The organism is Paenibacillus sp. FSL H7-0350 (genome assembly GCF_038593195.1).
In the GTDB taxonomy this organism is placed as follows: Bacteria; Bacillota; Bacilli; order Paenibacillales; family Paenibacillaceae; genus Paenibacillus_AQ.
Map to the genome: position 1 here is coordinate 4989172 of NZ_CP151972.1, position 13248 is coordinate 5002419.

Below are 13248 nucleotides of genomic sequence, written 5' to 3' on the forward strand. Positions count from 1 at the left end.
GAAGGCTAACTCTGCTATGGCAGGCCGCATACGGACACCTCCCCTGTTCCTCGCAGGAGTCTAAGCGGTGCCACCGAAACAGGCAGGTCTCCTGGCTTCCGGCAACTCCTCCGGCGCCTTCCCGGGGGGCTTATTCAGCCCCTTAGTGGCAATTAGCCGGAGAATGCGGCCCTGGGGGCATCGCGCCCTGGGAGCATCCGGTTACAGTGGCGGGACCGCAGCGGTTTTGCACCGCGCTTCCCTATTAAGTCGCACCTCTATTACAAGGGGTGAAACACCCGTTTCTACTATATTTTGTTGTGATCTATTAAAGCTACCGCAATATATTGTGTTTGTAAATGTTTTTTTGCAATCCCGCACGGGGAGCGGGTTCGGCGCTTTTACTCACAGCTGATCCACAGTTAGTCCACAGGTAATCCACAACTTTCCTCCGAATCTGCCGTGAATGTTTCATAAAATCTCCGAAAATACGCCACAAAGAATCCATAAATAGAGTGCGTCTAATCCTGGTAATTATTTTGACGGATATTAATAGAATAGAGAGGGGTGGCAGGTGATTTGTGGCAAGCTTGGCGAAGCGTTACAATAAGAGGATAAGTAAGAGGCAGGAACAACAGATAATTAGGAGGGAGATCACAATGGCAATTGGCGAAGTGACCGTTATTCCGATTGGGACAGGCAGCACCAGCCTCAGCAGTTATGTGGCCGAGATGCAGCGCGTGCTGGAGACGGTGGAGGGCATTACCTATGAGCTAACTTCTATGGGTACAATTATTGAGGGACCGGTAGCGCGGATTCTGGCTGCGGTAGAAGCGCTGCATGAGTCGCCGTTCACCGCCGGGGCGCAGAGAGTCTCCACCTCGCTCAAGATCGACGACCGGCGCGACAAGACCTCCACCAGCCGCAGCAAGCTGGAATCCGTGGAGCGTAAGCTTCAGGGAGAGTAACCACTATAGTATCTAATCAGAATTAACCGATAAGGAGCGGATTCTTCATGACAGAAGCAGCACAGCAGATCGGAATTCAAATGTATACACTGCGTGACCAGACGGAACGCGATTTCCTCGGTACACTGGGCAAGGTGGCAGAGATGGGATACCAGGCAGTGGAATTCGCCGGTTATTTCGGTGTATCTGCAGGGGAACTGCGCCGTAAGCTGGATGAACTTGGCCTGGCTGCCCCTTCGGCGCATGTAGGTCTGGACTTCAGCAGTCTGGATAAGATGGAACAGGCATTAGCCAAAGAGATTGAATATGGTGTAGAGCTCGGACTGCAATATATGATCACCCCATCGGCACCGCTTCCGCAGAACCCTTCCATAGAGGATGTAACAAGAATCATTCCATTCCTGGAGAAGGCTTCCGCGATGGTCCGGGCGGCAGGGATGCAGTACGGTTATCACAACCATGATTATGAATTCGCAGAGGTTGACGGCAAGGCGGTCATCGATATCTGGCTGGAGCGGATTCCTGCGGAGCAGATGCTGGCAGAGTTCGATCTGGGCTGGGTACACAGAGGCGGAGCCAACCCGGCTCAATATGTTTCAAGGTACGCCGGACGTGTTCCGCTGGTCCACATTAAGGATTTCGGAGCCAACCAGGAGGAGACCGATCTCGGAAAAGGAGAGGTGGATTTCCAGAGCGTCTTCGAGATCGCGGAGCAGAGTGGAATTCTCTATTATATTGTGGAGCAAGAGGCCTATGAGGTATCCTCCCTTGCAAGCGCTAAGCTCGCGCTGGATTATTTCCGCGGGCTGGGGCTGATGCACGGCTGAGGACACAGCCGCCAGAGGAAAAAGGGGTTGCGTTTTCCGCTGGAAGAGTTATAATGTTTTTTGTTTGGCAGACTTCAGAGTCTGTAAGCTGGTGTAGCTCAGGGGTAGAGCAACGCACTCGTAATGCGTAGGCCGGGGGTTCAATTCCCTTCACCAGCATTTGTATGAAGTCGATAGTGGCGCGGGTTCCCGGAAGTGGGTGCTGCGTCTTTTTATTGATTCAATGAACGTGTTGTTGATGCATTATTGAAGTTGCCGTATAATCCATTGCAAATTATTAGGGCAAACTATATAATGAAACTATAAATGAGCTTGACTATCACCGAAGGCTTACGTTCCACGTGGGCTACTTAGTAGGTGAAGTGGGGCTCATTTATTTTTTGCGTTATATTGATTATTAATTTTTGTGTACTTAGGCTCAAACTTCCAATGTCTGTAAGGGTGTGACCAGCGATCACTTAAATTTGAAGAGCCTGTTGTGGCACCAATATTAAAATTAGGATATATTTCTCGAATCCGTTTGTTAATTAGCTTGTACAATTTTTCTTTGGCTCGTGTCCTTTTTCCTCGTAATCTCTGCCCTGGGGGTTTGTCTTGATCTTTTCCATTTAACTTAAATTCCATTGACCCTAAAACGACATCAAGGCATTGTAGTATTATGTGTTCATGTGATGTAGCTTCACCTATGTCATCCATGCTTTTGAAGTGTAGTTTTGATTCAACAAAAATTTCCTGGTATTGAAGCGAATATATGAATCTTTTAAATTCTTCATTTTTTTCTTTTTTGTCAGGCAATTGATCTAATAAAATATATAAAGAAATGGGCTCGTTTGTTGGATTCGAATATTGAAAGCCAAATATATGTTTGAAAAATTGATAATAAAGCAAGAAATACTCATTGCCTCTTTGTGCTTCGTTTAAACCAACTGCTTGGTACATATTATGAGTGAACATGATTCTAATTTTCACTTTATCTTCTTTTACAAAATTAAAAAACAAATTAATGATCTCCATATATTTTTCTAAGTAGTTTTCCGTAACCTTTTGCCACTTGATTTCACCAGTAAGATTTAACTCCATTCTTTTTTTGTTGAGTGCTTTGTTAATATAGTCAAAATCAGTAGATCTAATTAAGGTGCCTCCATAAAAATTACCGAAATATCTCCCTTTTTTTTCTGATTCATCTGTATATATAATATACTGCAATGCATAGACCTCCATTTCCTATTGAGGGCAATACTTTTGTCATATTTTAAATTTATGAATTTGTATGTTTTTAGCATGCTGACGTTCATTTCTTCGGCAGTGTAGGTGCGGGGTGGCCGTTGGGCGAATGGTTGTCCTGGCTGTAGGTTTGCTGGTCGGTTTAGCGGTCGGTTTGGTGGTTGCTTTTACAGCTGTTTTTTTGGTGGCGGCCGGCGCAGATTTGGCCCCCCCTTGTTGTGTTAATGGTACTCTCCTGTTGCATATCACCATTTGGCACAATTGGTGCGGCAATAATATCCGCTGTTTGCATCTGTTCTTCCCGGCTGACCCTCCGCTATTGCAGAATCAAAATTAAGTGTTGCCAGTAAGCAAGAAATATAGCTTTTTCTCAAAAAAATCCTCCCCGAGTAGTGTTCTGAAAATAGTCTAACAGAGAAAGGGAATTTTTACTATATAGAAGGGGGTTAATTGATAGCGCTCCATCAAGAATTGCTCGCTGTTCACATAGTGGAGTATACTGCAACTGGAGAGGAAGCGAACAATATATGAAATGCCTGACCATTCGCCAGCCGTGGGCCACGTTAATTGCGCTGGGAGAAAAACAAATCGAAACCCGGACCTGGCGGACCGCCCACCGGGGGGAGTTAGCTATTCATGCCGGGATGCAGGTAAATAAAGCGATCTGCCGGACGGAGCCGTTCCAGTCGTTGCTTGCACGTCACGGCTACACTGCGGACAATCTGCCAACCGGCAAGATCATTGCAGTCAGCCGCATTGCGGATTGCTGTGAAATGACACCGGAGCTTGCGCAGCAAGGCTGGCCGGGTGGAAATGAATATGTATTCGGCAATTATGCCGAAGGAAGGTATGCCTGGAAGCTGGAGGAGGTTGTTCCGCTGGTACATCCCATACCTGCCAAGGGACGTCTGGGGTTCTGGGAATATCCTGTGCTGGAAGAGGAATTGTGAATTTCCTGACGATATTTTGAAGAAAAATTGCTCCGGATTGGCTGCCGGCTGGTATAATTGGGATATTCGGCGGGAAATCTTCCTATATATAAGGATAGTTGTGCTCTGAGGCGGTCTACCGCTGGAGAGGGGCAGGAATGCCGGGAAGGGGCGTATGCATAATAGATGGGAAGCCTTCTAATTGCATGGCTTTGTATGCTTTGTTTGTTTCTTGCGTTCAGGGATCAGGTCAGCCGTAGAATCTTGTACCCGGTAGCTGTGGTGGTTATATGCGGCACGTTGGGGTATTGGACGTTGTTAATGTAATTGCATCCGGGTGATCATTTAATGCAGAAGTCTGCCGCTTGCGGCAGGCTTCTTTGTTATCCTTGCTTCGGGCCGCCCTGCGCCGTCTTCTCCATACCCAGATACCTGCGCATATGCAGAGTGGCCTGGGCGGCAATCACGTCATCCAGCAGCAGCATCCGCTCGTGATAACCCCTGCAGACGAATTTGGCTTCAACACCCGCCTCCAGCCGATTCTGTTCATAGACCCTCAGACCACGGGCGCGCATCCCGGCACGGACCTCCCGCAGATCGGCAGAAACGGCATGGACTGCCCTCTGGATGACCTCCAGATAAGGCGCAGGCGTGCGAAGCTCTGAGGATATAGCAGAAGCATCGCGCTCGAAGGCGGATAGAATAAGCGGCAGCAAAATATAGGATTTGACCAGCAGGTTATCCTGGCTCTCTGCTCTATGCATCCCTCTCAACCCCTCAAAGAGAACGTATATTCGCATTGTAACTCATCCTTCAAAAAATAATCAATGGGTTTTATAAATTAACTCAAATAATGTGACATTTTTCACAATAAAATCAAATGAATTATTTTATATTAAAATTGAAATATTAAAGATTGAAAAATAAATCAGCTCAAAGGAGAATGGCAATGAGTCATGAAGGAAGTCTCCGCCGTGGTTTAGTATTCGGGATCATTCTAAGTGTTCCGCTCTGGGTATCAATGATTGGCTGGATTCAGCTGTTTGGGTCCGCCTAGGCGACATTTTATTCAAAATATATGAATTCTATTAGCAGGTGTCGTCCTCATGGGCGGCGCTTTTTTTCGGGGCTAAGATTCCCATAAATAGGGGGGATTACATTGAACAGAAGCGAAATGGGAGGGGAGATGGGCTTAGGGTGATAAAAATAGGACAAATGCATCAAATTTTAATAATATAAATTGATATAATTATAGAAAAGCGGGATAAACGGCTACAGCCAATTCTCTGATTTCTCGACTTTTTTCGTCAATAGATAAAAAAGAGACTCGTCCCTTAACCCTTATGGTACAAGGGATCAAAGAGGAACCTTCGCAAAAAATAATTTCAAAAAATATACTGGGAATGGATTGACAACAGGGTGGGGGAGCGGATAAACTAAAATAGTACAAAAGTAACAAATGTCATAGACTCAACAACGAATTTACATAAGCAAATCTCAATTTCATACCGAAATCATGTACAAACGCAAACCGTATCGAAAGAACGGGACGCAAAGTCAGGAATCTACTGTCTCTAAAGTTGAGGCTAGGGTCGTCCGGCCGCCGTGAAGCTAACCCTTCGTGGCGGTCTTTTTGTTGTTATAGTTGCGTGACAGATTCATAGAATAGTAACTAGGAGGTGTGGACTATTGAAAAAAAGAGTGCGTAAAACAGCCGCCATCATTATGGCTGGCCTATTGACCTTATCCAGTGCTTTTACGTGGGGGACGGATGTTAGAGCAGCTTCAGGGGTGCCGTATACGCCAACACCGGTTTTAGGAGTCGCAGGGAATTTTAATGCTTTTATCCTCGGGGATTTTGCACAGAGCAATGATCAGATTGAGGGCCGCCTGGCAGCGGCAGGGAACATTACCCTCTCGGGAGGTTACGGAGTAGCAAGAGCATACAGTGGTGCTGCGCCGACGGATGTACTTGTGGCCGGTAAGAATTTTGTACATTCAGGCAGTGGAGAGATCTATGGAAATGTAGTATTTGGGGATAGCTTTACAGCCAATGAGCCTGGTGTCAACATTAGAGGCGGGAAGAAAAATGCCAGCCCGATTGATTTTGCAGCCGAGCGGGAGTTTCTAATCTCGCGTTCCACAGAGTATGGGGCCTTGGCCGACACGAATGAGATTGGCAATAATCATTATGGGCAGCTTACGATAAATGCACCAGATCGCTTCAATGTGGTTCATGTGGATGCCGCGACACTGGCGAGTACGAATTATATTCAGTTCAACATTGCCCAGAACGCTACGCTGATTATTAATATAAGCGGGCCTACAGTCAATGTGCCGAGCTTTTCAATGAAGGACGGCAGAGCCAGTCAAGTATTGTTCAACTTTTACGAAGCCTCTGCGGTGAATATCGCTTATACCTCATTCTACGGGACGATCCTCGCACCTAGAGCGGATGTTCATTATGCCGGAGCAGAGCTTTACGGGACCCTGATTGCAAAATCTTTTCGCGGCGGGGTTGAGATGCACCTTGGGATGTACGAGGGAGAGGGGCCGCCGCCGAGTCCGACGCCGACCGCAACGCCGACCCCTAGTCCATCACCGACACCAACTGTGAAGCCTACACCGACGGTAACGCCGACACCGACTGTGAAGCCAACACCGACGGTAACGCCGACACCGACAGTGAAGCCTACACCAACGGTAACGCCAACACCGACAGTAAAACCAACACCGACGGTAACGCCGACACCAACAGTGAAACCAACACCGACGGTAACGCCGACACCGACAGTGAAGCCGACGCCAACACCGACAGTGAAGCCGACGCCAACACCGACAGTGAAGCCGACGCCAACACCAACCGTGAAGCCGACGCCAACACCAACCGTGAAGCCGACGCCAACACCAACCGTGAAGCCGACGCCAACACCAACCGTGAAACCGACGCCAACACCAACCGTGAAACCGACGCCAACACCAACTGTGAAGCCGACGCCAACGCCGACAGTGAAGCCAACGCCGACAGTGAAGCCGACGCCAACACCAACCGTGAAGCCGACGCCAACACCAACCGTGAAGCCAACGCCAACACCAACCGTGAAGCCGACGCCAACACCAACCGTGAAGCCAACACCAACGCCAACAGCGGTGCCAACACCAACGCCAACAGCGGTGCCAACACCAACGCCAACAGCGGTGCCAACACCAACGCCAACAGCGGTGCCAACACCAACGCCAACAGCGGTGCCAACACCAACGCCAACGGCAGAGCCAACACCAACGCCAACAGCGGTACCGACACCAACGCCAACAGCGGTGCCAACACCAACGCCAACAGCGGTGCCAACACCAACGCCAACAGCGGTGCCAACACCAACACCAACACCAACACCAACACCAACAGCGGTGCCAACACCAACGCCAACAGCGGTACCGACACCAACGCCAACGGCAGAGCCAACACCAACGCCAACAGCGGTACCGACACCAACGCCAACAGCGGTGCCAACACCAACACCAACGGCAGTACCGACACCAACACCAACGGCAGAGCCAACACCAACGCCAACAGCGGTACCGACACCAACGCCAACAGCGGTGCCAACACCAACGCCAACAGCGGTGCCAACACCAACGCCAACAGCGGTGCCAACACCAACGCCAACAGCGGTACCGACACCAACGCCGACAGCAGTGCCGACACCAACGCCGACGGTAGAGCCGACACCAACGCCGACAGTTGAGCCGACACCAACGCCAACGCCGATACCAACGCCGACAGTTGAGCCGACACCAACACCGACAGCAGTGCCAACACCAACGCCAACAGCGGTACCGACACCAACGCCAACAGTGGTACCGACACCAACGCCGACAGCAGTGCCGACACCAACGCCGACGGTAGAGCCGACACCAACGCCGACACCGACGCCAACGCCGACACCAACACCGACGGTAGAACCAACGCCGACACCAACACCGACGGTAGAACCAACGCCGACACCGACACCAACACCGACGGTAGAACCAACGCCGACGCCGACACCAACACCGACGGTAGAACCAACGCCGACGCCGACACCAACACCGACGGTGGAACCAACACCGACACCAACACCGACGGTAGAACCAACGCCGACACCAACACCGACGGTAGAACCAACGCCAACGCCGACGCCGACACCAACACCGACGGTAGAACCAACGCCAACGCCGACGCCGACACCAACGCCGACGCCAACGCCGACACCAACACCGACGGTAGAACCAACGCCGACACCGACACCAACACCGACGGTAGAACCAACGCCGACGCCGACACCAACACCGACGGTGGAACCAACACCGACACCAACACCGACGGTAGAACCAACGCCGACACCGACGCCGACACCAACACCGACGCCGACACCAACACCGACGGTAGAACCAACGCCGACGCCAACGCCGACACCAACACCGACGGTAGAACCAACGCCGACGCCAACGCCGACACCAACACCGACGGTAGAACCAACGCCGACGCCAACGCCGACACCAACACCGACGGTAGAACCAACGCCGACGCCAACGCCGACACCAACACCGACGGTAGAACCAACGCCGACACCAACACCGACGGTAGAACCAACGCCGACGCCAACGCCGACACCAACACCGACGGTAGAACCAACGCCGACACCAACACCGACGGTAGAACCAACGCCGACACCGACACCAACACCGACGGTAGAACCAACGCCGACGCCGACACCAACACCGACGGTAGAACCAACGCCGACGCCGACACCAACACCGACGGTGGAACCAACACCGACACCAACACCGACGGTAGAACCAACGCCGACACCAACACCGACGGTAGAACCAACGCCAACGCCGACGCCGACACCAACACCGACGGTAGAACCAACGCCAACGCCGACGCCGACACCAACACCGACGGTAGAACCAACGCCGACACCAACACCGACGGTAGAACCAACGCCAACGCCGACGCCGACACCAACACCGACGGTAGAACCAACGCCGACACCAACACCGACGGTAGAACCAACGCCAACGCCGACGCCGACACCAACACCGACGGTAGAACCAACGCCGACACCAACACCGACGGTAGAACCAACGCCGACGCCAACACCGACGGTAGAACCAACCCCGACGCCGACACCAACACCGACGGTAGAACCAACGCCGACGCCGACACCAACACCGACGGTAGAACCAACGCCGACACCGACACCAACACCGACGGTAGAACCAACGCCAACGCCGACACCAACACCGACGGTAGAACCAACGCCGACACCAACACCGACGGTAGAACCAACGCCGACGCCAACACCGACGGTAGAACCAACGCCGACACCGACACCAACGGTAGAACCAACGCCGACACCAACGCCAACACCAACGCCAACACCAGTAACAACGCCAGCGCCAACATCGCCGCCGTTCAGTTTCCCTCCAGTGCCTACGCCGACTCCGATTATTGGATTTATCGTGAGCAATGACGTGGCTGTGAATGATGATCCGCTGCCGCTTGGACCTGTAGCAACTCCAATAGCTACAACAATACCGGCACCAACGCCGACACCAGCTGTTGCGGTTGCGCCAATAGTAGCAACACCGGAGCCTACGCCTTCAGCGGAACCGGCACCCGATGTAGTCATTATTGATGATGAGGTTCCTCTAGGCAGTGTGCCTGTGGATGGAATGCTGCCGAAGACGGGCGAATCCAGTCCTGCTCCTTATTATTTTGCTGGTTTGGCACTCGCTGGTCTGGGCTTGATTCTTAGAAGAACCACCAGAAACAGCAAACGTAAGTGAATCACCGGAACTGAGATTTATATAGACAAACGATGACCCTGTAATTTGACAAGGGCTGCTTTCGGAGATGAAGTTCTCCTGGAGCAGCTCTTTTTTCATTTGATACTCCTACACTTAAACAGCGGAGCGGGCGGAATGATTGTGGAGAAGCGGAGCGGTCGCCTTTGTATCCGGATTTTCACCGATTAGGGGAATGTAAAAAAATCTGGATACAAGAGCGATTGGAACAACGTTCCGTTTGCGGAGCGTGCTCCTAAGCGTCGTCGTAATTCATACTCCATCCATTCATGCTGAATCTTGCCTTAGCCCCGGCTGTATTTTCAGTTAGCCGTACTCCCGTGCTATACTAGGCTCAAATTACACTAAGCAAAAGATCCTATTCCCTGGCTGGAATGGTTGCTTACTGAAGGAGGAACGTTGATGTGGATGATAACCCTGCTTGTGGTGCTGATCGTGGTGGCCGCAGGGGTGGGATATGCCGGATTCTATTTTTATGGAGTAGCCATTAAGCGGGCCCCTAAGGAATTCCTGGCCAAGACCCCAGACCTTAAGATCGATCCGCCGCCGGTGGCTGGAGCCTCGTGGGGAGAAGGGGCGGAGTGGGTGTCCCGGCAGACCTTCCGTGAGGTGGAGCTGGTGTCTGAGGATGGACTCAAGCTGCAAGGCTATTATCTGGCGTCAGAGCGTGCTGCCGGCCGGACGGTCATTGTTGCCCACGGGTATTCCGGGAAGGCCAAGGATATGGGGGCGACCGCTAAGAACTATTATGAGAATCTGGGGTACAATGTGCTGCTGCCTGATGCCAGAGGACACGGGCGGAGCGAAGGGGATTATATCGGCTTTGGCTGGCCGGAGCGCCGGGATTATCTGAAATGGATCGGATTTGTCCTGCAGGAGAACGGTCCGGACGCGCAAATCGTGCTGCATGGTGTATCTATGGGTGGAGCCACGGTGCTGATGACGTCCGGTGAGGAGCTTCCTCCGCAGGTCAAGGTGATTGTCGCCGATTGCGGCTATACCTCGGTTAAGGCGCAGCTGTCCTATCAGCTGAAGCGGATGTACCATCTGCCCAGCTTCCCGTTTGTGCCGGTGGCCAGTCTGGTGACCCGGAAGAAGGCTGGCTATTCCTTTGGTGAAGCGTCTGCTCTGAAGCAGGTACGCAAGGCCAAAGTGCCGATTCTGTTCATCCACGGGGATGCGGATAAGTTCGTGCCTTATGCGATGATGAATGAGCTGTATGAGGCCTGCCGGAGTCCGAAGGAGCAACTGGTGGTGCATGGAGCAGGGCATGGCCTGTCCTATGATACGGATAAAAGCACATACATCCGCACAGTAGGCGAATTCGTAGAACGCTATGTACACAGCCCGGCTGCCGCTGAAACTGTAAGATAAAAACCCCTAGAACGTAGACGCGCCCGATATCCGCAGACAGCGGTTATCGGGCGCTAATTATGTTCCACACATGGGGCCTTTCCCTGAAGAACAGAGAAGCAGCCAGCCATGTCTTATCGGTATATAAATCCCCCGCCGTTTGTGAGCGAAACGGGTGTCGTTATTCCTTGTTATTTCCAGCAGCCGTGTGGCGAGAGAAATCCTTCCAATACGACAAAAGCCCTACCTCTCTTTTGTCCTTGCGGCTCCGTGGCCGCGCCAGTGTGAATCGGAATGCTATGTTCGAATTTAGTCTCATAAAAAGGAAAAGTACTGCAAGAAAACGTAAGATATTGTGTCCAAACCGCCGATAATATAAAGAAGTGATTCATCGGCCTGACATCTTCTTGATGGGGATAAACATACTCGAAAACAAATATTATTTTATTATAGCACGGGGATCATATATATGCAACTGTATATTGGGCTGCGGCCGGGACGGGAATGAGGGGACAGATGGAACTATACAGAATTTTTTTAAAGAAACAGATCCGGAACTACATCTTCAGCTCAGCTGTAGCGGTACTGGCAGTCGGGAGTCTGCTTATGTTATCTTCCCTGGAGATCAGCCGGGTTGAATATTACCGGCTCCTGCTGGTGCTTCTTTGTTCCTTTGTGATTATGGCGTCCATAGAGATTACTATTTTTCTCAGACAGATCAGACCTATACGGGCTGCACTGGTTCAGGAGAATGCTGCGCTATCGATGCTGGAAGAAGCATATCTGCACACGCACCAGCTGCCCAAACGGGCCGTTCAGCGGATTATGGGGCCGCATCTGCTCGGATTATCCGTTCCGGCTCTGCTGCTGACCTTCTGGATGATCCATGCCGGCTGGGTTACGTTCCCTTATTTCTATCTGATCCTGGCCATGTGCTGCGCTGTGCTTGTGGCCTGTATGCATTCCCTGATTGAATTCTTCCTGACCTGCACCTCCATTATTCCGCTGATTAAGGAGTTCAGGAACCGTGCGCTGGAGCAGTATAGCGTGGATTTTTCCCTGGAGGGCCATGTGTTCGTGCCGATACGCCCCAAATTCCTGGTGAGCTGTATGCTGATCGGCACCTTCCCGCTGTTCCTGTTTATTATGGCGACACATATCCGTATGAATGGTGAGGGGAATTCGATAGTCGTCGTAGGACTTCAGAGCTATTGGGCCTGGGCGGGGATGGTGCTGCTGATCGGTACGCTGTTCTCCTCCATTGCGGCCTGGCTGCTGACGAATAGCGTACAGCATCCGATCCATGAGCTGTATCAGGCGATGAACCAGGTGAAGGACGGCAATCTGGTCCAGGTGCAGGATGAGTACTCCGATGAGTTCTCGAAGCTGGTGGCAGGCTTTAACATGATGGTCCGCGGGCTTCAGGCACGGGAGCAGCAGAGCCGCCAGCTGCTGGACAGCTACTTCTCCACCCTTGCCGTGGCACTGGATGCCCGCGATTCTTATACGGCAGGACATTCGCTCCGTGTAGCGGAGTATTCGGTGATTATCGGACAGCTGGCCGGACTGAGCGGGCAGGAGCTGGATGATCTGCGCAAGTCAGCCCTGCTGCATGATATCGGCAAGATCGGGGTGAGAGACAGCGTCCTGTTCAAGGAAGAAGCCCTTACGGATGAGGAGTTCCTTCAGATTCAGAGCCATACTGTGCTGGGGGAGAATATTCTGCGGCAGATTGAACCGGCGGACAAAATGGCACCCTATCTGGGCGGCGTCCGCTCGCATCATGAGCGTTATGACGGCCTCGGCTACCCGGATGGTCTTGCCGGTACGAATATACCCTTGCACGGCCGGATTATCGCGGTAGCGGACGCCTATGATGCGATGACGTCCGACCGGCCTTACCGGAAAGGGATGGACCACGAACGGGCGCTGGGCATTCTGGAGCAGGGCAGGGGCAGCCAATGGGACCCTGAATTCGCCGGATTGTTCCTGGATTACTTCGGAGAGAAGCCGGAAGCCCGCAAGGATGCTCAGCCTGTCCAAGCGGGGTAACACTTTAGATGAAAGCATATCCTTATATTCCTTGCCGAAGCGGATACTATCCAGTTTATGGAG

9 protein-coding genes, 1 tRNA gene and 2 riboswitches are annotated in these 13248 nt (G+C 51.9%); of the genes, 8 read left to right on the top strand and 2 right to left on the bottom strand.

Annotated elements, in window-relative coordinates; translation table 11 throughout:
- Window positions 1-63: 63 nt before the first annotated feature.
- Window positions 64-297, bottom strand: a riboswitch (cobalamin riboswitch).
- A 341-nt stretch (window positions 298-638) separates the two neighbouring features.
- The 3 genes from NYE24_RS22820 (at window position 639) to NYE24_RS22830 (ending at window position 1933) form a co-directional block, all read left to right on the top strand.
- Window positions 639-947 (top strand): MTH1187 family thiamine-binding protein, encoded by a 309-nt coding sequence (locus NYE24_RS22820; RefSeq protein ID WP_036702132.1) that lies wholly within the window; start codon window positions 639-641, stop codon window positions 945-947.
- Window positions 948-994: 47 nt separating this feature from the next.
- Window positions 995-1774 (top strand): sugar phosphate isomerase/epimerase, encoded by a 780-nt coding sequence (locus NYE24_RS22825; protein ID WP_036702134.1) that lies wholly within the window; start codon window positions 995-997, stop codon window positions 1772-1774.
- Between the two features lie 87 nt (window positions 1775-1861).
- Window positions 1862-1933 (top strand) — tRNA-Thr (locus NYE24_RS22830).
- Between the two features lie 210 nt (window positions 1934-2143).
- On the opposite strand, the gene NYE24_RS22835 is transcribed toward NYE24_RS22830, so the two are convergent.
- Complete coding sequence (locus NYE24_RS22835) at window positions 2144-2980, bottom strand: DUF3800 domain-containing protein (RefSeq protein WP_342476739.1); 837 nt, start codon at window positions 2978-2980, stop codon at window positions 2144-2146.
- A gap of 127 nt (window positions 2981-3107) precedes the next feature.
- Here NYE24_RS22835 and NYE24_RS22840 point away from each other — a divergent pair, with 127 nt between their 5' ends.
- Window positions 3108-3335, top strand: coding sequence for a hypothetical protein (locus NYE24_RS22840; protein ID WP_342476740.1), 228 nt, complete (start codon window positions 3108-3110; stop codon window positions 3333-3335).
- A 190-nt stretch (window positions 3336-3525) separates the two neighbouring features.
- Window positions 3526-3948, top strand: coding sequence for an ASCH domain-containing protein (locus NYE24_RS22845; protein ID WP_036702135.1), 423 nt, complete (start codon window positions 3526-3528; stop codon window positions 3946-3948).
- A gap of 362 nt (window positions 3949-4310) precedes the next feature.
- Here the strand turns inward: NYE24_RS22845 and NYE24_RS22850 are convergent, their stop codons facing one another.
- A complete protein-coding gene (locus tag NYE24_RS22850; protein WP_076162417.1) occupies window positions 4311-4691 on the bottom strand; it encodes a hypothetical protein in 381 nt (126 codons plus the stop codon).
- A 751-nt stretch (window positions 4692-5442) separates the two neighbouring features.
- A riboswitch (cyclic di-GMP riboswitch) is annotated at window positions 5443-5535 on the top strand.
- A gap of 81 nt (window positions 5536-5616) precedes the next feature.
- Between NYE24_RS22850 and NYE24_RS22855 the strand changes: the two genes are divergently transcribed.
- The 3 genes from NYE24_RS22855 to NYE24_RS22865 all read left to right on the top strand — a co-directional run bounded on the left by NYE24_RS22855 (window position 5617) and on the right by NYE24_RS22865 (window position 13185).
- Window positions 5617-9762, top strand: coding sequence for a choice-of-anchor A family protein (locus NYE24_RS22855; protein ID WP_342476741.1), 4146 nt, complete (start codon window positions 5617-5619; stop codon window positions 9760-9762).
- A gap of 426 nt (window positions 9763-10188) precedes the next feature.
- Entirely contained in the window at window positions 10189-11154 is a 966-nt protein-coding gene (locus tag NYE24_RS22860) for an alpha/beta hydrolase (RefSeq protein WP_076162431.1), read from the top strand.
- Between the two features lie 495 nt (window positions 11155-11649).
- Window positions 11650-13185: an HD-GYP domain-containing protein gene (locus NYE24_RS22865; protein WP_342476742.1), complete on the top strand. Its 1536-nt coding sequence runs from the start codon at window positions 11650-11652 to the stop codon at window positions 13183-13185.
- The last annotated feature ends 63 nt before the right edge of the window (window positions 13186-13248 follow it).

Coding starts and splice junctions, on each gene's coding strand:
- NYE24_RS22820 (WP_036702132.1), top strand. CDS start 639: ATGGCAATTGGCGAAGTGACCGTTATTCCGATTGGGACAGGCAGCACC.
- NYE24_RS22825 (WP_036702134.1), top strand. CDS start 995: ATGACAGAAGCAGCACAGCAGATCGGAATTCAAATGTATACACTGCGT.
- NYE24_RS22840 (WP_342476740.1), top strand. CDS start 3,108: ATGGTTGTCCTGGCTGTAGGTTTGCTGGTCGGTTTAGCGGTCGGTTTG.
- NYE24_RS22845 (WP_036702135.1), top strand. CDS start 3,526: ATGAAATGCCTGACCATTCGCCAGCCGTGGGCCACGTTAATTGCGCTG.
- NYE24_RS22850 (WP_076162417.1), bottom strand. CDS start 4,691: ATGCATAGAGCAGAGAGCCAGGATAACCTGCTGGTCAAATCCTATATT.
- NYE24_RS22860 (WP_076162431.1), top strand. CDS start 10,189: ATGATAACCCTGCTTGTGGTGCTGATCGTGGTGGCCGCAGGGGTGGGA.
- NYE24_RS22865 (WP_342476742.1), top strand. CDS start 11,650: ATGGAACTATACAGAATTTTTTTAAAGAAACAGATCCGGAACTACATC.